Below are 21,218 nucleotides of genomic sequence, written 5' to 3' on the forward strand. Positions count from 1 at the left end.
TCCCCTTGCTCGCTGCTCCTTTCTGTTTTTTGAGAACACAAAAAACCCTTCAAGCAAACAAATGATACAGCTAGCTTCCACTAGCCAATCAATTGCTGCCTAAAGGGTTTTCTCCTGGTCTCCTACCCCTGCCTATTCAATTCGGTTGTCCTATAAACAATACTAGCGAGTGATTGTTTATTAGGTGTTATCTATGCAATAAGAAATTGTAAAGTTTAACAGGCCCGATAAGACCACTTGGTTCCTGCTGCGCGAAGGCCGACAAATAGTCGCGCTGATCCTTCACAAGGGTATTCGTCACTTCAATGACAAGCTTGTTATTGCCCTGCTGGATTAGTCCATGAATCTCCATCCGATATGGAGGACAAATACGCACTCCTGCAGGCTCACCGTTCAACCATACTTCTGCCGTTTCATATACCTCACCCAGATCTAACAAAACGCTGTTCGTCGGCTCACGCCATTCAAACTCCATTTCATAGCGAAAAGTTCCCGAAAAACGTGGTAAATAATCCGGCCCGCTCATGTTCGTTAAAGCCGTTAGTTTTCCCCATTCCGTAAACTGAGGGTAGTGTTCAGCATCAGCGGTAGAGACCGTCCATTCGCTTTGTAACTCAACTTCCGATGAAACCGCGTAACGCGGTGATACTGTATAACCACCTAGATCAGCGCCGTTGAGCAGGATGATGGATTCGTATGGAGACAGGTCCAGCTGAACCATTTTTGCCCCGTTCTCCTCTACGACATTCACATCAATCAACCGATTGGAGAAAGCATCGTAGGCGAATATATCATCTTGGACGGGTAACGTAATTTTTGTCTGAATGGATTCATTGGGGTGTTCATTAAAGAACATATAAACATCCAAATTCTCATGCACATAATGATAATTACGAAGATACGGTTGGTATTGATCAACTTTAATCTCATAATGTCCATCTGCGAGAAGATCTTGCCCCAGCATGTCCAAGGAAGTAAGCTTCACTTTCGGATGAGCGGCAAGCCGAGACTGTTCGTCAGAAACATCACTGCCTTCACTCGACCGCAGCGGTAAGCCATCGATGAAGCGAATCATGAGTCCCTGATCGGCAAACTGGACCAACCGCCTAATCATTGCTCCTGGAAGTGCTTCCGCATAGGGCACGATGAGACACTCGTAATCCTCAACATGAACATGCAGCCTCCCGTCTTTTACGCTTGCCATGTCCAAAAGAGCATCTACCGGAATCACATCACAGTCAATCTGGTGCTGCATCAATTGTTTTACCGGCTTTTGAAAATACATTGCTTCCCCGGACCACTCAGCTTCAGCGTGATATAAGACGGCAGCGGATGCTACATGCCTGCCATCTGATATCAGATGAGAGATGCGATTCATATATTGATTCAAGTACTTATAGTAACGGAACTGCGGATTTTTCCCATTCGCGTACAGATGCGGCGGACAATCCGGATCCGGAAAAGCTTTTTGCGTAAAGGCATGGGGGACAAAATAGTTCACTCCGCGAACGAGCATATGGTCCGTGATCCACTTCATCAGCTTCAAGCCTTCCGCCCACCCGTACGCGCCGTATACCTCGCACATCGTCCTGCCCAGCTTTTTGGGATCGATGTGTCCAAGCGACACGCCAAGCTTGGCAAGGCCATAGTGATAAAACTCACCATCTGCGATCCCCGTAGCACTGCGGAAAGTCAGCTCATCGAAACCGGGGACAATCTGCCACAGCACCACATCGATCCCGGACATGTCTTGCCCCCAGAGTGATCGGAAGAAGTGTCCGGTGCTGGGGCCAAGCCTGGCATGAACGTTGTTGTCCTCAAGTACATGTCCAATGTAGGCTACTCCACGGGCCCTGCACCATTCCCCGATTTGGTTGCAGAAATTCTCCGCATATAACGCACTGACAATGTTCATATAGGCATACCGCACCCTATTTGACTGCTCGCCAGCCTCATGCCAGAGGAGATGCAGGTGCTTGCGGTACTCCTCACCTAACGCCTGCTCAAGTAAAGCCGGCATTTCACGGCTCCAAGGGAGGACAACCCCTTGTTTTCCAGGCCTGGAATGGAAGTCAAAGGTCACTTTATCATTGTAAAATCCCGGTTCATCCGAAAAGAAGCCGGCAAGTGTTTTGCCAAAGTCATCCTTGTAGCGCTCGTAGACAGCCTCATAAACCGTATCAAGCAAGATTCGAACAGAATCCCGAACGAGCGGATTCAAATAATCTTCCTGGAGCTGGCTGCCGCCATCCTTGTTTTCAGAAACAATAAAGACACGCCAATAGCCTTCGGGAATATCCCAGTAGAGGATGCCGTCTTGCACGAGATCCGTAATATCGATGCAGTCATTTGTTAGTGTTTCGTTAGTTGGATGGCGACGGACGGCGACAACGGAAATCAGCTTGTTTTTCCCATTCGCATAGTTGAGTTCAGAAAATGTTGGGCGAAGCCCGCTCATCAGCAGCGTATCCAACAGAAATGATGAACCCTTGGCAGGACCGATGGTATCGATGAAACGTTCGCCTAAAAACTTGCGATGAAGCTCCTCGGGAGCCTCCTTCACTCTGCCTGCTGCATGTCCCGTCGGAAAATGATCATCATCAAGTATCCATACCTTCATGTTGCGCTTACGGGCTTCATCCATAATGATGTCCATATCCTTCCACCACTGTGGACCGAGAAAATCCGGATGAGGACGGGCCTCGACACACACAGCGCCAATTCCCGCTTCATGCACACGAGCTATTTCCTCCCTGATCACGTGCTCTTCCTCTCCATGCTGCCATAGAAATGGAAGGATGTAATTGTGTTCCTGACCCTCTAGCACTTCCTTAAGACGATTGCTCATCGATCGTAGCCTCCTGTGTAAATAAAATACCCGCCCGTCTTTCGCTCGACTTTGGGCGGGTTATCTGGGCAATAATTATTTCTTCACCTTCGAATACCACTCTCTAGCACGTTTCGTAACTTCTTCGCCACCCGTTTTGTTCCATTTCTCTACAAACTCATCGAATTTGCTGAGCGGGTATTGCCCAAGAATAATCTTGGTCGCATATTCAATAAACAGAGTACGATTGTTAATGTCCGGGAAACCGTCATAGATGCTTGCTGGTATACCGTCGCCGGCAATGGTTTTTGCATACTTTTGTGCTTCTTGCATATTTCTGTTGGTCTGATCAACAGCCCACATGCGATCTTCTGACGCTGTACTTTTGTTTAATTCCGTCATAAAGTCAAGTGTCGACAGTTTGGAATATGGATCAAGGATAAGGTTCTCCTGTGTGCTCTTGTCATCCGGAAGTCGGACAGCTTTGCCATCCTTCATCGTATAGTGCATACCTTCTACACCCAGAAATAAAGCGTTCCAATTTTTCTTGTCATACATATTGTTCAGCAGCTTCAACGTAGCCATCAGCTTCTTTTGATCCTTCGAGTTCTTAACAACCCACTGCGGCTCTAAAAATCTCTTCCACGTATAGAAACCTTTGTATCCTGGAACTTCCGGTATGGGGAGAACGGCAAAGTCAGGTTTTACGCCTGTATTTTTATAGGTATTTTCCATGTATAAATAGCTGGTTTCTGCCCAGTGAAAGAAGTTTCCGGCTCTTCCGTCATTCACTTTTCCGTCCCACTTCGCCTTGTCGTTGAGGAGCGACTCTTTATCCAACAGCCCGTCTTTATACAACTTAGCAGCAAATTCCAGAGCAGCTTTCATGTTCGGTGTGACTGCAGCATAACTCAGCTTGCCGTCGTACAGATCCCACTGGGGATATCCTTCGAACATAGCCACTCCATACATCGCGAATAAATGATCCATCCAGCGCGCTTCCTGACGGCCACCTGTAGGAAGTTCATCCTTCAGTCCGTTACCGTTGGGATCTTTGTCCCGGAACGCTTCTAATACTTTTACGTACTCATCTTGCGTTTTCGGCATCTGTAAGCCCAGTTTATCAAGCCAATCCTTGCGAATCATTCCTGCGTATCTGCCATAGTCAACTACACCGGGGATAAAATAAATTTTTCCTTGGCCGGTAGGGTCGTTAGCTTTGACAATATCCCAAATGTCCTTCGGGATGGCTTCCCAGAGATTCGGCGCATATTTGGGCAGCAGATCTGTCAGATCGGCGATCGCGCCATTTTTAGCCAAACTATTTTCAATGCCCTCTTTCGGCAAGAATAAGTCCGGTATTTCACCGGCAGCAATTTTCAGGTTCAACTGGTTCAAGTAGTTCGTGCCACCGTTCCACTCTACATAGGGATGAATAACGCCTACACCAAGCTTCTCTTTATATAATTCATATAGCTTGCTTCCTTTGGTAATCGGTTTGTAGCCGATGTTGGTCCCCCATACTTCAATATCAACAACTTCACTTCCATTCGCATCCTGAACCTTCGCGGAAGGTGCTGAACTGTCGGAGGTGCCATTTTTTGTGCTGCAAGCAGTTACAGCCGTTATCGCAAGGAGACATGCCGCAGAAACCAACCCTAGCTTTTTAATATTCATGTGTGAATCCCCCTCTTAATTGAAAATAAATGAATTCATATGTTCAAGGCAGATGCCAATAAACCAGAAATGTCCGATTACCCTTTTACTGAGCCAATCATAGCTCCTTTGACAAAGTATTTCTGAAGGAAAGGATACACCATCACAATTGGAATGATAGCGAAGATGACCGTGACAGCTCTTAAAGTGCGCTCGTTATAATTCAAGCCAGCCGTAGAAGCCGCCCCCACCATAATCACGTTATCATCGGTAATGAACTGCCGAATTTTAATCTGCAGCGGGAACCAATTCGGATCTTGCAAGAAAAAGAGCGGATGCTGGAACTGATTCCACAGCACAACACCGTAAAAGAGTGCGAGTGTCGCGAGTACGGCTTTGGACAGAGGAAGCACGAATTGAAAGAGCATCCGGAAGTATCCACAGCCTTCGATAAATGCCGCTTCCTCCAATTCCTTCGAAAACTGTTTGAAGAAGCTTCTCATGATGATCAGATTGAACGGATTCAGAATGTGCGGCACGATGAGTACCAATGGGTTATTATACAACCCTACACCTCGAACCGTCAGGAAGTAAGGGATAATCGGTGCTTTAAAGATCATCGCGATGACCACACCGACCATGATAACAGGTCCCGGGCGGAATTCCGATTTCGACAGCGGGTAGGCAAGTAAAGCGGTCATCAACAAAGCAAGCCCCGTGCCTATAACCGTCGTGACGAGCGTTAGAAAAAACGATTTCCACAGGTCGGGACGGTCAATCATTTGCCCCCAGGAATCCAACGTAAACTGCTTGGGCCAGATGGTGACCAGGTTCATATCGACGGCACTTTTCGAGCTTAACGAAGTGGAAATCACCGACAGCAGCGGTATAAGTGCCATAATAGACAACAAGATGAGAATGGCTGTAATGGCCGATACGAATATTTTTTCTCCACGTGATTCGTACATCTCTACCAGAGCCCCCCATCCGAAACTTTCTTCGACAGCCTATTAAAGATAAACACCAAAGTGAACCCAATCACGGATTGAAACAAGCCAACCGCCGTTGCAAAACTGTACTGGGCTTGCTGAATACCGGTTCGGAACACGTACGTATCGAGGATGTCTCCTACGCTGTAGGTCATCGGAGTAAGCATGTTAAAAACCTGATCGAATCCTAGATCCAAGAAATTGCCGATTTCAAGCAAGAACAGAACTAGCACGGTAGGCAGCAGAAGCGGAAAAGTAATATGACGGATTTGCCTAAACTTCGATGCCCCATCGATCATGGCCGATTCGTAGAGCTGAGGGTCGATCGCACTGATGGCAGCCATATACACCACCGTTCCCCAACCAGCGTCTCTCCAAATGGATGAGATTACATAAATAGGCCGGAAGTACGCGCTCTCCTGCATCGCTAACACAGGTTCATGACCAAACCATCCAAAGACGATATTGAACAATCCGCTGATGGAAAAAAAGTCAAAAATGATACCGGCCACAATCACCCATGACAAAAAGTGCGGGATGTACAGCGCGGTTTGAATCCCTTTCTTCAGGGCCGATTTTCGAATTTCGTTCATCATCAGTGCCAGCAGGACAGCTACCGGAAACACTAAAACGATTTTCAACAGCCCCAAAATCATGGTGTTGCTGAACACCCTGACGAAATCAGGATGATGAATTAACGTCTTAAAATGTTTAAGACCTACCCAAGGACTATCGATGAATCCTTTAAAAACCGAATAGTCTTTGAAGGCGATGACAGCACCGGCCAACGGGATGTATTTAAAAATAACGAGAAACACAATTCCCGGAATCGCCATGACATACAACGGCCAATACACCTTCAATCGATTTAATGAGATTACATTCACTTTATTCCCCCCGTATCTTGCTGTTGTTATCGCTTACATGTATAACTATACCGTCGGAAGGAACATCCCTCAATTGGGCAAATCCAAGTAAAAACAAGGTCATTTCTTAGAATATATAAAAACCACTCCTAATCGGAGTGGCGAAATACGCGTTACAGAGTTGGTGTATTTTTTCTATACTCCCTGGGTTTACATCCAGCTAATTTTTCAAATAACCTGGCAAAGTGCTGCGTATCCGAGTATCCGACTATTTGGCAAATTTCATATACTTTGAGATCGGTGTTCTGCAGGAGTTCCTTTGCTTTATTAATTCGGATCTGCGTCAAAAAATTCACATAGGTTTCCCCTGTCTTTTGCTTGAAAAACTGGCTTAAATAATAGGGGCTGATGAAAAAACGGGCGGCCAGATCCGCAATTTTAATCGGTTCATGATAATGCTTGGTCATATATTCCTTGATTTCTGTAATAATGTCTTTCTTCTTTGGAATATTATGCTCTAACTTGAACGAAATAATTCCGCGAATCACTTTCACTGTCCATTCCTCAAGCTGCTCTAACGTCCGAGACCGGGAAATACTATCTAGCGACAGAATATGCCGGCCAAGGAAGTCGTTCTGCTGCAGCTGTTGAAAGGACATATTTCGAACGCTGGATAAAAGGATATTTAAACACTGCGACTGTAGATCGGCCGGTCTCATACTCTTTTCGGCTTCCATCCTGCGAAAAATCTCTCGGATGATGTCCACACACCCTGCTTCGTCCATGTTGTCCAGTCCGGTTTCCAGCTTGGCTATCAGTTCTGTAGGAACAGCGTGGCTTGGTCCTGTTAGATTCGTGATCTCTGGAAACGGAATTACAGCGTTCGTTCCCTTTATGACTTTGTAGCTTAATGCATAACACGCTTCTTCAAAAGATTGACTAACTCCGACAACACGTTTCTGTATTGTGCCTATTCCGATCGTCATGGACAACTTCAGATCTTGATAAACGGCCTGCTTGAGAAGAACACAGGCCCGGACTACATCCTCATTTTTTATCAATTTGTCATTGGCCAGGATGACAGCGACTTGGGCTCCCGTATAGCGAAAGCGGAAAACCCCGCGATAGTGTTTAAAGGCGCGGTCAATGTGGTCAAAAACAGGATGAAGCCCGAACTCCTTACTACCATCGACATTGCTATCGAATTCAAGAAGAACACTTCCGAAAAAGGCGCCTTCCATTGGAATCTGGGCAACCTGAAGAAGTTCTTCCACGAGTTCCAAATTGTCGTTGCCTAGATCGAGAACATCCCTCCAGGCTTTCTCCTGCTTACGACTAAGAACCTCTTGCTTCAATTCGTTTACTTCTTGAACTTTTGCTTTATCCGCCCGAATCGCGTCCATAACCTGATGCACGCTTTCACGTAGCTGATCTATTTCAACCGGTTTGTTGATATAGAAGCGAACACCCAGCTGCATACCGCGCCGAGCATATTCAAAATCTGTATATCCGCTTAAAAGAATACATGGTATCGAGCTGCCTTCGTCCTTCAGCATGGAAATCATCTCGAGACCGTCTGCCTGAGGCATCCGTATATCGGTAATAACAAAATCCGGCTGCAGGGTTTGAATTAGCTTGAAGCCTTCCAAGCCATTGTGGGCTGTACCAATAACCTCACATTCCGGTATATAGCGATTAACCATTCGCTTGAGCCCTTCTACAATGCCCTTCTCATCGTCCACCAAGATGACCTTCATACGAAATAACCTCCCTTTTTCACATAGTTAACCCACTTGGTTCGGCATATAGATTTCAACGATTGTTCCACGCTCACTCCCAGAACGAATCGTTAAATAATACTGATCTCCATAATGGAGTTTAATGCGTTCTGCAATATTTTTAAGACCTAGTCCACTGCGCTCCGATTTGACGTCCTCTTCGAGTTTGTACTTGTCGAGCTCCGCATCCACCAATCCGGCAAGCAGTTCCTGCTGCTTATCGATGGACATCCCGCCGCCATCATCAATGATCCGTATGACGATCTCCCCTTCTTCGGTCCAGGCGCCTTCAATCTCAATATGCATAGGCTGGGTATAGTCCAGAAATCCATGATTGATACTATTCTCAACGATAGGTTGAAAAACGAGAGGGATAATCGTGCATGCCAGCATCTCATCAGGAATCCTGATCTTCAAACTGAACATATTATCAAATCTGATGTTTTGAAGTTGCAGATAGTTCGCTGTATACTCCAATTCGTTCTTCACCGAATGATGTCGGCCTCCCTTGCCTAAGACAAGCCGAAACATGCGAGCCAAGATCATGATCATCTCAGCGCTTTCATCATCATCTTTGGCCAATACCTTCATGCGAATGGATTCCAACGTATTGTAGAGCATATGGGGGTTAATTTGATTTTGGAGTGCCATGAATTTCGCTTGGCGCTGCTTGATTTCCGCAATATATACCTCTTCAATTAAGGTTCGAATCGTTAAAATCATTTTATTGTAACTATAGACAAGACTTCCAATTTCATCGTTCGCCTGCTCTTTCTCAATGGGCAAATATTGTCCCGTTTCCGCCTGCTTCATACTTCTGCGTAGTGCTTTAATAGGCCTTGTGATCGTATAGCTTAATCCAAAAGAAATAAGCATAATAATCAAGCAGCTTAGTACAATGACGATGACCGTTATTCCTTTGATCCGGTTAATTTTCTGCAGCAGCTTAGAACGCGGTATCTCCGTTTTGATGGACAAATCCCCTTTGGAGGTACTTCCTGATAAAAGAATCAGATTTTCGTCTCCGGTATCCTTGATCGCATTCATTTCAGATTCGGAAACCTGATCCCAAGACAAACGCCCGCTAGCCGCATCGGAATGATAAACAATTTCTCCCTGTCGATTGCTGATGATGACACTCATGCCATATTTATCACGGGCCAGGACAAAATCATGATCAAGCTGCAGCAACGTGAAAGGGTCAAGGTCGATCAGGAGCATGCCCGCATAGGCCCCATTGGAGCTGAACAGCACCCTCCCTACAGTCACAACCGCACCAGCACCTTTATCTTCGTAGTAGGAACGATCGTGTAACCCCGTGATGAAAAAAGGATCATCCGTATTCAGATACTTTTTATTCCACTCTTTGGCCTGGGCAAGTAAGGCGTTCTCATTCACTCTGCTTGTTGTCGTCGTGTATTGATACACGTTGTTATCACGACTAACCAGCATCAACGTGCTGATTTCGGATTTGAGCCATGTGACTCGCGTCAGCATGCGTTGAACAGCGACCTTTTGGTTAATCAACTCTTCCATGGACAAGCTTTGTTCTTCGGCCAAATTGTAAATCAAACCGTTATCGACAAGAACCGATTTGGTCACTTTGTCGTATTCGTCGATAAACTGATTCAAAGTAGTCCTGATCTGAGACGTATACAAAGAGGCAAACTCCTGGGAGGAATCTTCAAGTCCCTTTGCCGATTGAGTAAATATGATAACGCTTACACCGATAAGAGGAATAACGCAGGCGAATAAATATCCGAACATGAGTTTGTTTTGAAATTTCATATTTCTGATCATGACAACGATTTTTCGTGTCCAACGGCTGTTCATCATGACGAACCCATCCTTTTGTAAACATCTTATCGACTATTGTACATGCTTTTGTTTCCGTTTACACGAAAATATACCTAAATGGTTGATTGAAGTAAAGGGGGGATTTCTAAGTCTTTACAGGGGCATTTCATGGATATTTTAAAATGACTAAATAAGCCTCCCAATCCGGTTGCAGACTGAGAGGCTCCTGTATCATTCGCTATTATTCATTTTTATTTAATCCAATCGTTTATTCTCAAATATGTTGGCTAGAATGTCTCCCGGATTTTTACCCGACATGAATTGATCAACGATTCCCTTCGTTGCACTTGCTTCTGACCATTGCTTCGTTTCTACCAGAACTTGAATCGCTTTGTTGAAGGTCTCGAAAAACGCGACTTGATTCTCCTGTGCGGTTTTTAATTCTTCTTCGCTATCACGGATGCCTGACGATTCCGGTTTCCGCTCGTTAGTCGCTTGGGAAAGAGCTTTGCGCATTTCTTCGACGCTGAGGTCCGTGCAATAAGCAGGCGAACCGGGCTGTAGACGCCAGGATTCGTCAAGCCCGCCGGCATCGACAGGATCAAAACCTGCCTCGGCGACCAACTGAGACACGACCGCCTTAGCTGCTGCATCATCGCCGGACACAGGTAAAGCAAAGCGATGAGAAAGTTGTGACTGAACTTCTTCCGTCAAGTTATACCAATTCGTGGCGCTGAACGCTTTGATAACCGGATGATTGATTTGCTGCTCAACCCAGCGGCTTTCGGGCACACCTTTTTCAATAGGCTCAATAGCGCCATCACGGTGTAAAGGATAATAATTGCTGGTATCGACCACAATCGCCTCTGGTGCAATTGTATTGAGGAATTCCTTTGGCAAATCGAGAATTCTTTTGGTAGGAATAGAAAGGATAATAACTTCGGCTCCTTGAGCGACATTCTGGACCGTTGCGGAAGTTGCCCCCGTCTCCTTGGCTAATTCGTGCAGAGCTGGGGAGTTACTTGAATTCGCGATAGTTACAGTATGCCCTTTTCGAGTAAAAATACGAGCAAGGCTTCCTCCGACATTCCCCGTACCGACAATAGCAATTTTCATACTGAACAACCTTCTTTCTTTGGTTTTTATATTTCAGTCATATGTGACCGAAGTCACTATACTGTAGTCATGTGACTGAAGTCATTTTACTGCGGTCATATTTAATTTGTCAATTAGGATAACATGCGTTATAGTTTAGATGTCGGGGGTGATATGCGATGGAAAAAAAAGAAACGAGTCGACAACTAAAAGGAATATCCACAAAGAAAAAAATTTTCACGGTAGCGAAAGAACTTATCGTGTCCAAGGGATATAACAACGTTACGGTCGATGAAATTTGCGAAAAGTGTGAGATTTCTAAAGGGACTTTTTATATCTACTATAAATCCAAAGAGGACATCGTCCGAAAGTTATACAGAGACGACATGTCCGAGTATATGGAAGAAAATTTCGGGAAATATATTCAAGAGAACAAAGATGCTTCCCCTGTAGACAAACTCAAAACGTTTATCATGGTTGCGCTTGGCTTTCCTATAACTGTTGGCGAAGAACTTACTAGACTCACTTTCGTGGTCTACCTCTCCCTTAACTCAACCGAAACCTCGTTTTTTGAGGACTGCATCAAACAGGAGTTGTTATTTGAAGCTATTGAAGAAGGCAGAACGCAGTCCATATTTAGAAAAGATTTAACAACGGAAGAAATCGTTAATTATGTTTACTCTTTTTTGACAGGGACCTGCATCACTTGGTGTCTATCTGAAGCTAACTATGACATTGGCAAAGAGAATGAAAAATACGTGGATGCTCTAATCAAAGGTCTCCAATGATAGATTGTTTCGAATAAAAAAGACCGTTCGGCCGAGTCTTGTGCTCGTTCGAATGGTCTTTTCTGTATCTCAGCAATATTCGCGGTTAGTCATTGTTACAACAGTCTTCACCTTCGTTTAAGTGTCCTGATCGCTCGATTTTCGTTTTCAAATACTTCTCATTATATTCAGAGACATCTCCCCAAAGCTGAACACGATCCTCTACATCCAGCCCCGCCTTTCTAAGCGCATCCAATTTCCTCGGATTATTCGTAATCAAGGTAACAGGCTTTGTTCGAAGCGTCTGCAAAACCTTGATGGCATCACTGTAATCACGGGAGTCATCCACGAAACCAAGCTGAAGATTGGCATCTACGGTATCAAATCCATTTTCTTGAAGAATATACGCAAGAGCCTTACTAAAGAGCCCGATGCCTCTTCCTTCATGATTTGCTAGATAAAATAGCGCTCCGTTTCCATGCTCGGCAATATGTTGCATTGACTGTTTGAGCTGGTATCCGCAGTCACATCGCTTACTGCCAAAAATATCTCCGGTATGACAGATCGAGTGAAAACGGATCAAGGCATGATCGGCATTTGAGAAATCCCCATGAACAAGTACACTCGATTGTTGAAGCTCAGCTAAATTAGCAGCGGATAATTTGGCCACTATACGCTCAAAATCTTCCGTCACTTCATTGCAATTCAGCCAGCAATACCATTTAAACTCGACGGTTTCCCCCTGTAAATTAACGGGTAATTTTATGGGGCCAACTAGATAGATAGCTCCTTTGTTTGTTTGGATCCGTTTTATTTTCTCTTGTAAAAGCGAAATCACTTTAGGATCAAAGTTCTTTACGGTTGGCATCATCGAAGTGTCTCCTTTCGCCCTATATTTTTCCATTTTCCATCCATATTATTCTAACAGTCTTGAAATAAACTCCCCGCGGATTACAAGTCATCCTCACACCTCTACATCAGTCAATTTTGTAAAGACGCCCTCATTGCGAAGCTATATAATAAAAATAAGCAATTAATAAGTACATAACCTCCCCTGTTATAAGTTTTGTGTAAGAAAGGAAAATGTGCAATGAACGATTGGAGTTCGAGTGAGCTGCTTGAACATTTGTTTTTTTCATCGATCCGGATTTATTGCAGCAATAAAGATCAGAATGGTCACATTTTGAGCAAAAGAACGATTCAGAGATATGCCATCTGCCTAATTACAAAGGGTACTGGTGTGCTTTCTATTAATGAGGTTACCCATACAGCACAGGAAGGAGATATATTCATCTTGTTGCCTGGAATGATTATCGAGGGCACATCCCAAGTGTTGGATCCCATTCACTATTCAGTTATCTTCTTCTCTTGCTTTCAAGTGAAGAAACATCGCAAAGAATGGCACATGGAGCCTCCCCATTTCCCTGTCAGCGGAAAGCATCCATTATCCTCTCAAGACCGTGCTGTAAAAGAAAGAATCGAGCGCATTCTGGCCCCCGTCAAGAATCGCCAACTCTCTGAAAAGCTCGATTTGAAATATCAATTACACAGCCTACTTACTAAACTAATGATAGTAAAGAGTGCAAAAGAGCAAGAACCTGAGACGCTAGTTGGCATGGAATATGCGCTCGCATTTATAAGTGAGAACTATATGAAAGACCTTAAAATTAGCCAGTTAGCTAAAATGGCCGGTTATAGCATCAATCATTTTACAAGAATCTTTAAAAATCATATGAATATGACTCCAACGGAATACTTTTTGCAACAACGTATTAGAAAAGCCAAACAATTGTTATTTTCTTCTGAGAAAATGAAAGAAGTGGCTCAACAAGTCGGATATAAGGACGAACACTATTTCAGCCGGGCATTTAAAAAAGAAGTAGGGGTCGCTCCTACCCTTTACATGAAAGACAAAAGTCGTCGAATCGCTGCTTTGTACTATGGGCTTGATGATTATTTAATGACGCTGGGCCTGTATCCCGTTGCGTTTTTGTCCTATCAAGGTCGGGTAACCCAACACGCTTCTGTTCCTTTGTTTGAATCCTTTGGTCAAGAAGCTGCCCGACTTGAAAGTATCAAACTGAATTACGATAAGCTGATTCAAACCAAGCCTGACCTCATCCTGACAAGTGATCGTTATGAAATGGGCGGAACCTTGGAATGTATAGCACCGACCATCAAGATAAGGCACTCCAACGATTATACAAAGATGTTATCCTATTTAGCTTCAATACTGGGTAAAGAATCGCAAGCAGCGTCATGGAAAGACATGTACGCGGATCGCAAAAATACGTTACAAAATAAAATAATAGAAAAATGGGGCTCACAAACTGCGTATTATATTCGAGTTAGTTCTGATTTCTATCGCATTTATGGCTCCCTTAATCAAACAGGAACCCTGCTCTATGATGATCTTGGACTGAAACTTCCAGTCGAATTTCCACATAAAGAATGGGCAATTGATTTTCAATTATCTGATCTGAAGTTATTCAATCCGGATCATATTTTTTTAATGACAGATCCTACAGAAATTGCAAGACAGCGGCTGCAACAGCTCATGTTATCTGAGGAATGGTTGGCATTGGAAGCGGTAAGAAAGCAACACGTTTATGAGGCAAGCGATTTGCTATTCAAAACGTTAGGTCCAACCGGCAGACTCTACGCCATGAATCAGATCGCAAGTCAATTACAACTTGATAAGGTGAAATAGTTCAAGGAAAAATAGGGAGATAATCCATTGAACCCGTTAATGTGATTCCCTACAATGATAATGATTATTATTATTAATGTAGAGGAAAGAGGAATGATTACAAATGTTTAGGAACAAATATATGGGATATATCCTGACCATCTTTATAATACTTATGTTATCAGCTTGCGGCACGGGGAAGGAAGCAAGCCAGCAAGTACAACCGAGTACAAGTCCCGATTCACCTGCAGCTACAGCTGCTAATCAAACTACAAGAACCATAACCCATTTGAAGGGTACAACCGTCATCCCTGCTAAAATTAATAAGATTGTTGTCCTTTCAGCAGCCTATATCGACCACCTGTTAACCATTGGCGAAAAGCCTGCCGGCGTAAACAACGAAGTCCGTTATGGCGGAGATTATCTTCCGTATTTATCCAAACAACTGCAAGGTGTTCCCCTTGTTGGATCAGCAGACAAGCCTAATCTTGAGGCTATCTTGACAATTAAGCCAGATGTCATTCTCGTAGAAAGCCGTACGGCTGCTACTACCTATGATCAACTTCAGAAAATCGCACCGACCATTGTGATGGGAAATGAGTGGCAAGAGTATGAGAGCGACGTGAATTTTTGGAAAAAGGATATCATGACGATCGCTGAAATGTATGACAAAGTGGATGTGGCAAAAGCGAAAATTGCCGAGCTTGACCTGAAAGTAGCAAAAGCACGTGACCAAATTAAAACATTGAAAAATAAGAATTTGGCTTACTTACGTGTTAGAGAAAAAAATCTTCAGCTCTATGCTCAAAATGGACATCCGACCAACGTATTGCTCTATAACGACCTAGGATTTACGCCGACTGCACTTACACCTAAAGATAAACGTATTGATCTATCTATGGAAAAAATTCCTGAAATAAATGCAGACTATGTTCTACTAGAGACGGATCCTAATGCCAATGACAATTTAAAGAATCTGAAGTCAAGCCCTCTCTGGAAAAACACACCAGCCGTTACGACAAATAACATATATGAAACGGACTCTTTCTGGTTATTTAAAGGTTGGGGTGTCATCGGCCGTGGTGAAATTATCGATGACATCATGAAGATCATTAAGTAAATGATGATGAATAATAGCGACAGCGACGATGCATTTATTTACTCCATGCAAAAATATTTCGTCACATCTCTTCGCAACTGCAACGAATCGTCATATCCCTTTTCAGCCATGGATCTATTGCAGGAAACTTCTCTTTCTTGCATCCTTACTCAGCAGTCTTCTCTGTTAGGTAATGCTGAACTCATTGTTACAGGCACTCTATTTGCTAAAACGATATTCCGTATTTATTAGGGGCCTCATTGCATCAGCAAGTCTTCATGATACTTTGCTATCAGCATCTCCCAGCCACGTCCGGTTCCGTTTGACTCAGGGCGGTGCTATGGCATATGAGACAGAAATGATGGAAAGCTCTCTCTTACCCGCGTTTTGTACCCTGGAACGTGATCATCAATTGACCGAATATATCAAAAATGTGCAAAATCATACGGAGTCACTTTTCCAAGCAATAGCCTTGCACACAGGTGCTAACATCAAAGTGATGTGGGCGCTTGTCACTCACAATTTGCGACAGCTCTATGTTCAGCTAATGAGCGATCAGAAGCACTGGCGAACAAAGAACCGTTTGGAACTAATACGGAGAGATCAGACGGCTGTGTTTGAATCACGAATGGATAATCGCTTTGCCATTAAGCTAAACCTTTTCGAGCATCCGGATTGGCAGGGTCCTTGCTTCTATTTAAGGCCATACTGCTGTTTAGCTTATCAAATTGATTCTGGCGCAGCGACTCGTGATTACTGCACGACCTGCCCCAAACTAGATCCAGAAGAAAGACTGCTTCTGCTCAACAACTAGCAACATGAAAAAAAGCCGAACTTGGGTAAATCCCTTGTCCGGCTTTTATCACGTTTAGACTCTCACTTATTTACCATTCTGAGCCTTGTAATTCTTTATAAATTCGTCTTCAACTGCTTTCCCGCCCTGATCCATGTACTGTTGAACCAATGATTTGTACAAGCCATCAACTTCAGCCGGTTTAGCAACAATTAGTTTTGCAAGCATTTGTGCTGAAAGATTCTTAAGCGCTGCATTGTTTTTGGCATCGGCTGCATTCGGTATGGAATAGAAGTAGCCGGCATAATAGTCCACCATACTTACTTTCAAAGCATTCTCTGCATCCTTTTCATAACCCGGATATCCTGTAGAAATGGCTGCATCATTCTTTTTCTGATCCCCAAGTTCAATTCCATTGGATAGGATGTCATAGTCCAGGTTGTTAGCAACCGTCATCATTTTATCTCCGGTATTTGTCGTTCCTGTCTGTTTTGGAACGTCATTCACCATGTTGTAGTCTACGCCTTCCTGACCGTTCTGGAGGAAAAGGGTTACCTTAGGGTCGCTCATCCAGTTGAGGTATTGTACGGCAAGGTCAACATTTTTACTTGTTTTAGGGATGATGATATACATCCCATTTGGGCTGTACCCGTTCTTAGGATGTTTGCCTGCATCATTTTGCCATGGATCGATTGGAACAAGCTGAGCACCAGGAACATTTTTAGCCAGATTGGCATAGGTGCCGGGAGCCGTTCTGTACGGACCATCCCAGTTCGTTTGGAATGCTCCGACTTTTCCGTTGGAAATATCTGCGTCCAGCAGTTTTCCATCTTTGTCAGTTGCAAAGTTCGGGCTAATCAAGCCGGCATTATACATTTTGTTGACATACCCAACCGCTTTATCAAATCCAGGCATACTCCAGTTGGCCAACCAGATCGATTGCGGCTGAAGGGTAGCAAACTGTTCTTCCGTAAGATTAGATGGTTTAAAGGCTTCTGGTATGAAACTTAATCCAGGATTTAAAGGCTGCAGGGAATACCCGTATGGAATGACGCCGCTTACATTACCAGGATTCTTCTCTTTAAATGCAACCATGGTGTCATAGAATTGTTGCGGTGTAGTAGGAACAGGAAGCCCCAATTTATCAAGCCAATCTTTACGGATAAAAGTGTTTGAACTTGCAAGAACAGTTCTCTTGCCCGGTATAGAATATTGCTTGCCATTAAACTTTCCATATTTTAATACATCATCGCCCAGATATTTTGTAAGTGTAGATCCATACTGCTTGAGAACTGGATCTAATTCTGCCAAGCCACCTTGCTGTACATAATTGTAAACAACACCCTGGTTGTACGTGAACGTAATGTCAGGTGCCTGGCCGGATGCCATCAATACGTTTAATTTGTCTACTTCCTGTGCTCTAGGAACGGAAACAAATTTTACTGTGGCATTAAACTGCTTGCCGAAATTATCGTTGATATACTTCGTCCAGAAGTTATCATTCAAATCCGGCTGTCCGGGTTTACCTCTGTCGAAAACTTCGACAGTTAATGTGCGATGTTCTTTTGTAGCACCTGCTGCAGCCGTTTGTGTACCAGCGCTTGCTGTAGCAGTGGCGTTTGTGCCGGCTGGTGAACTACTCGTGCAGGCGGATAATGTAGAAGCAAGCAATAGGGCGGCCAAAGAAAAACCGATAGATCTTCCTGTCTTTACCTTCAAAGAACCCAACTCCCTTTTTTAAATTAATCGTATATAAACTCGCGAAATAGATGAAATCATCCATTTCACAAACCCATATCAGCCTTTAACGGCACCAATCATAATACCGGATACAAAGTATTTCTGAAGCCACGGATACACAAGAAGAATCGGAATTGTGCCAAACATAATACTTGCCGCTTTCAATGCCTCAGAAGGCAGATTTACAATGAGATTCTCGCCGGACATCTGCTGTGAGAGATTGATAACGTTATACAGCTTAAGCTGTATCGTATAGAATTTCTGGTCTGTAATGTAGAAAAGAGCATCCTGAAAATAGTTCCACCGGAATACGGCATACAGTAAACTGACTGTAGCAAGTGCCGGCTTGGAAAGAGGCAGCACGATTTTGATCAAAATCTGCAGCTCATTGCATCCGTCCAGGTGTGCAGCTTCCTCCAGACTTTCAGGCAAGCTTTGAAAGAACGATTTCAATATGATCATGTAGTATACGCTCATCATACCCGGGAGAATCAGTGACAATGGCGTGTCCAAGAGGCTCAGATTCTTTACATTGAGATAGTCCGGAATCAACCCGCCGCTAAAATACATGGTAAACACCATCAACAATAATAAAACGTTTCTGCCCTTGAGTCTTTTTTTGGTCAGCGGATACGCTGCCAATATGGTAACGGTCAAAGATACGAGCACAAATACGGCCGTCAGAATGATCGTATAAAACAAGGAGTACAACATACCAGCATCCCTGAAAACAACTTTATAAGCTTCTATATTAAAGTCTATGGGGTAGATGGTAACAGCTTGGGATATAATCGCCGTGTTAGAGCTAAGTGATTGGGAGAGAATATAAAGAAAAGGAACCAGACATATAAAAACCGCAATTAAAATAACCGTTGCTGCTGTATAGTCAATCATTCTATTTTTAAACGTATGTGACATTGTCGATGCCTCCTCACCATATTCCGTTTTCCCCTAATTTACGGGAAATAAAATTAGAGGTTACCAAGAATATTAAGCAAATAACAGACTGGAACAAGCCTACAGCTGCACCAATTGAAAAGTTCGCAGATTGAATCCCTACACGATAAACATAGGTACTGATAACGTCCCCATAATCCATAACTAGGTTGTTTTGAATGTTGAATGGACGATCGAAATTAATAGCCATAATGTTACCGAGCTGCAGAATAAGAAGAATTGCAATGGTTGGACGGATACCTGGCAGTGTAATATGCCATATCTTTCTTAATCTTCCTGCTCCGTCTGCATCTGCGGCTTCATATAACTGTTTGTCGATTCCCGTCATAGCAGCAAGATACAGAATTGTCCCCCATCCAGCGTTCTGCCATACGCCAATTAAAGAATAAGTTGCAACCCATGCAAATTTGTTCGTGAGGAACGGTAACGCTTGCCCACCCATATGGCCAATTAAGGAGTTTAACATACCTGTGGGAGAAAGCAGCTGAGTAACAATGCCGCCAATAATAACCCAGGAAAGAAAATGCGGCAGATACAATACGGTCTGGCTAATCTTTTTGAACTTATTCCATACCAGTTCATTTAATAAAATGGCTAAAATAATCGGCGCTGGAAATCCCAGCAGCAAATCCAAAAAGTTCAGCATCAACGTATTTCTAACAACTTGAAAAAATTGTGGTGAGGAAAAGATTTGCCTGAAGGTTTCAAAATTATTCCATGGACTCATGCTGACGCCCTGAAAAATGTTGTAATCCTTAAAAGCAATTTGTATGCCATACATAGGTGCATATTTAAATGTCACGATATATGCAATAGGAACTAGCAACATCAGGTAAAGCATGTAATCAAGTCTTATATAATACGACAAGCCTTTCTTTTTTTGCTGCGGTATGGCGACGCTTTCCTTCTTATCCAGAGCAACACTACTGTTCATTGCCTGCATAAACGACTACCTCCATTTCACTGGTTTCTCAACTTGCCCAGAGCAGTTACTTCTTATAATCGCTGCCGAGAGTAATGTCGTTCTTCGAGAAGGAAACAACCGAGGCGGTCTTCTCGTAAAAATGCGGTGCATTCGCGAGCAAGCTGTCTCTTGAATAGAATAAGCTGTCTTTCGTTAGTGGCAGGCTTACACTCTTGCCTGTAGTAGCCGCTTCATAGATGGCGGTAATGAGCTCGAGTGTTTTGCGTCCTTCACGGCCGTCAATGAGTACCTCCAGCGATCCGCTTTCGATCGCCTTCATCACATCGTCAATTTGTCCAGCGTGCCCGGTGTACGTGAGGTCTTCCATGCTGTTGTACGTGTTCTCAAGCTCTTCCTCGAGATCAGTGTTCCGAATCGGAAATCCATTTTCCTTGGACGTGGAGGCATAAACCTTCCAGGGCGCGGAAATTCTCGCCTTTTCCCCTTGGAATATAAGCTGCTGTTCTTCTCCGTGATGCACGACAGAGCTTGTTATTTGTGCCAGACTTCCGTTACCGTAAGAAAGAATGGCTATGGAGATGTCCTCGACTTCCGCATTATCATGCGAAGTATTGCTCATCACCGCTTGGACTTTATCCGGCATCCCCATCGTCCACTGCAGCATGTCGATATGATGAACAGCGTGGTTCAGCGTACAGCCGCCGCCTTCCTTTTCCCAAGTGCCTCTCCACCACAAATCGTAATAGCAGTGCCCTCTCCACCAGTGGGAATCAACCTGTGCATGCACGACTTTGCCTGCCTTTCCGGTATCGAGCGTGCGCTTCAGCCTCATGATAGGATCCCTGAACCGGTTTTGCCCGATAACGGACAGTATACGCTGCGATTCTGAAGCCGCTTCCAACATGCGATCGCATTCTTCCAAGGAAGAAGACATCGGCTTTTCTACCAATACATGCTTGCCAGCTCTCAAAAAGTCGATAGCGATTTGCGCATGCGTATATGGCGGGGTGCAGATCGACACCAGATCAATATCGCTGTCCAGCAGTTCACGATAGTCCTCTTCGACCCTGCAATCGAGCTGGAATTTCTCTTTATGCCCAGCTGCCTTTTCCTTGTAAATGTCACATAACGCAACGACTTCGCATCTTCCTTTGAACGAGTTTGCATACGCTTCCAAATGCGCATTTGCAATACCGCCGGCACCGATCACGGCTACTTTTATCATCGTCTTTCACTCCTT

16 protein-coding genes are annotated in these 21,218 nt (G+C 44.0%); 4 read left to right on the forward strand and 12 right to left on the reverse strand.

What is annotated here, in order from left to right:
- Positions 1-187: 187 nt before the first annotated feature.
- The 7 genes from GON05_RS09215 to GON05_RS09245 form a co-directional block, all read right to left on the reverse strand.
- Complete coding sequence (locus GON05_RS09215; protein ID WP_157318881.1) at positions 188-2,848, reverse strand: glycosylhydrolase-like jelly roll fold domain-containing protein; 2,661 nt, start codon at positions 2,846-2,848, stop codon at positions 188-190.
- A 75-nt stretch (positions 2,849-2,923) separates the two neighbouring features.
- Positions 2,924-4,504 (reverse strand): type 2 periplasmic-binding domain-containing protein, encoded by a 1,581-nt coding sequence (locus tag GON05_RS09220; RefSeq protein ID WP_157318882.1) that lies wholly within the window; start codon positions 4,502-4,504, stop codon positions 2,924-2,926.
- 77 nt (positions 4,505-4,581) lie between these two features.
- On the reverse strand, positions 4,582-5,451 hold the full coding sequence (locus tag GON05_RS09225; protein ID WP_157318883.1) for a carbohydrate ABC transporter permease: 870 nt from the start codon (positions 5,449-5,451) through the stop codon (positions 4,582-4,584).
- 2 nt (positions 5,452-5,453) lie between these two features.
- Positions 5,454-6,308 carry an ABC transporter permease gene (locus GON05_RS09230; protein WP_157319278.1) on the reverse strand — a complete coding sequence of 285 codons (855 nt, stop codon included), beginning with the start codon at positions 6,306-6,308 and terminating at the stop codon, positions 5,454-5,456.
- A gap of 203 nt (positions 6,309-6,511) precedes the next feature.
- Positions 6,512-8,095, reverse strand: coding sequence for a response regulator transcription factor (locus GON05_RS09235; protein WP_157318884.1), 1,584 nt, complete (start codon positions 8,093-8,095; stop codon positions 6,512-6,514).
- Between the two features lie 27 nt (positions 8,096-8,122).
- Entirely contained in the window at positions 8,123-9,952 is a 1,830-nt protein-coding gene (locus tag GON05_RS09240; RefSeq protein ID WP_157318885.1) for a sensor histidine kinase, read from the reverse strand.
- Between the two features lie 216 nt (positions 9,953-10,168).
- Positions 10,169-11,038 carry an NADPH-dependent F420 reductase gene (locus GON05_RS09245; RefSeq protein ID WP_258567551.1) on the reverse strand — a complete coding sequence of 290 codons (870 nt, stop codon included), beginning with the start codon at positions 11,036-11,038 and terminating at the stop codon, positions 10,169-10,171.
- Between the two features lie 149 nt (positions 11,039-11,187).
- On the opposite strand from GON05_RS09245, the gene GON05_RS09250 reads away from it, so the two are divergent.
- Positions 11,188-11,796, forward strand: a complete 609-nt coding sequence (locus GON05_RS09250; RefSeq protein ID WP_157318887.1) for a TetR/AcrR family transcriptional regulator — start codon at positions 11,188-11,190, stop codon at positions 11,794-11,796.
- Positions 11,797-11,881: 85 nt separating this feature from the next.
- Here GON05_RS09250 and GON05_RS09255 read toward each other — a convergent pair whose 3' ends face one another.
- Positions 11,882-12,646 carry a GTP cyclohydrolase II gene (locus GON05_RS09255; protein WP_397369395.1) on the reverse strand — a complete coding sequence of 255 codons (765 nt, stop codon included), beginning with the start codon at positions 12,644-12,646 and terminating at the stop codon, positions 11,882-11,884.
- Positions 12,647-12,865: 219 nt separating this feature from the next.
- Between GON05_RS09255 and GON05_RS09260 the strand changes: the two genes are divergently transcribed.
- The 3 genes from GON05_RS09260 (at position 12,866) to GON05_RS09270 (ending at position 16,377) form a co-directional block, all read left to right on the forward strand.
- Positions 12,866-14,485 (forward strand): AraC family transcriptional regulator, encoded by a 1,620-nt coding sequence (locus GON05_RS09260; RefSeq protein WP_157318888.1) that lies wholly within the window; start codon positions 12,866-12,868, stop codon positions 14,483-14,485.
- A gap of 103 nt (positions 14,486-14,588) precedes the next feature.
- On the forward strand, positions 14,589-15,584 hold the full coding sequence (locus GON05_RS09265) for an ABC transporter substrate-binding protein (RefSeq protein WP_246238939.1): 996 nt from the start codon (positions 14,589-14,591) through the stop codon (positions 15,582-15,584).
- Positions 15,585-15,903: 319 nt separating this feature from the next.
- Positions 15,904-16,377 carry a hypothetical protein gene (locus tag GON05_RS09270; protein WP_157318889.1) on the forward strand — a complete coding sequence of 158 codons (474 nt, stop codon included), beginning with the start codon at positions 15,904-15,906 and terminating at the stop codon, positions 16,375-16,377.
- Between the two features lie 66 nt (positions 16,378-16,443).
- Here GON05_RS09270 and GON05_RS09275 read toward each other — a convergent pair whose 3' ends face one another.
- The 4 genes from GON05_RS09275 to GON05_RS09290 all read right to left on the reverse strand — a co-directional run bounded on the left by GON05_RS09275 (position 16,444) and on the right by GON05_RS09290 (position 21,203).
- Entirely contained in the window at positions 16,444-18,075 is a 1,632-nt protein-coding gene (locus GON05_RS09275; RefSeq protein WP_157318890.1) for an extracellular solute-binding protein, read from the reverse strand.
- Between the two features lie 78 nt (positions 18,076-18,153).
- Entirely contained in the window at positions 18,154-19,014 is an 861-nt protein-coding gene (locus tag GON05_RS09280) for a carbohydrate ABC transporter permease (protein ID WP_157318891.1), read from the reverse strand.
- Between the two features lie 13 nt (positions 19,015-19,027).
- Positions 19,028-19,996 carry an ABC transporter permease gene (locus GON05_RS09285; protein ID WP_397369399.1) on the reverse strand — a complete coding sequence of 323 codons (969 nt, stop codon included), beginning with the start codon at positions 19,994-19,996 and terminating at the stop codon, positions 19,028-19,030.
- 46 nt (positions 19,997-20,042) lie between these two features.
- Positions 20,043-21,203, reverse strand: coding sequence for a Gfo/Idh/MocA family protein (locus GON05_RS09290; RefSeq protein WP_157318892.1), 1,161 nt, complete (start codon positions 21,201-21,203; stop codon positions 20,043-20,045).
- Between the last annotated feature and the right edge of the window lie 15 nt (positions 21,204-21,218).

Source organism: Paenibacillus anseongensis (assembly GCF_009757995.1).
GTDB classification, from domain to species: domain Bacteria; phylum Bacillota; class Bacilli; order Paenibacillales; family NBRC-103111; genus Paenibacillus_E; species Paenibacillus_E chondroitinus.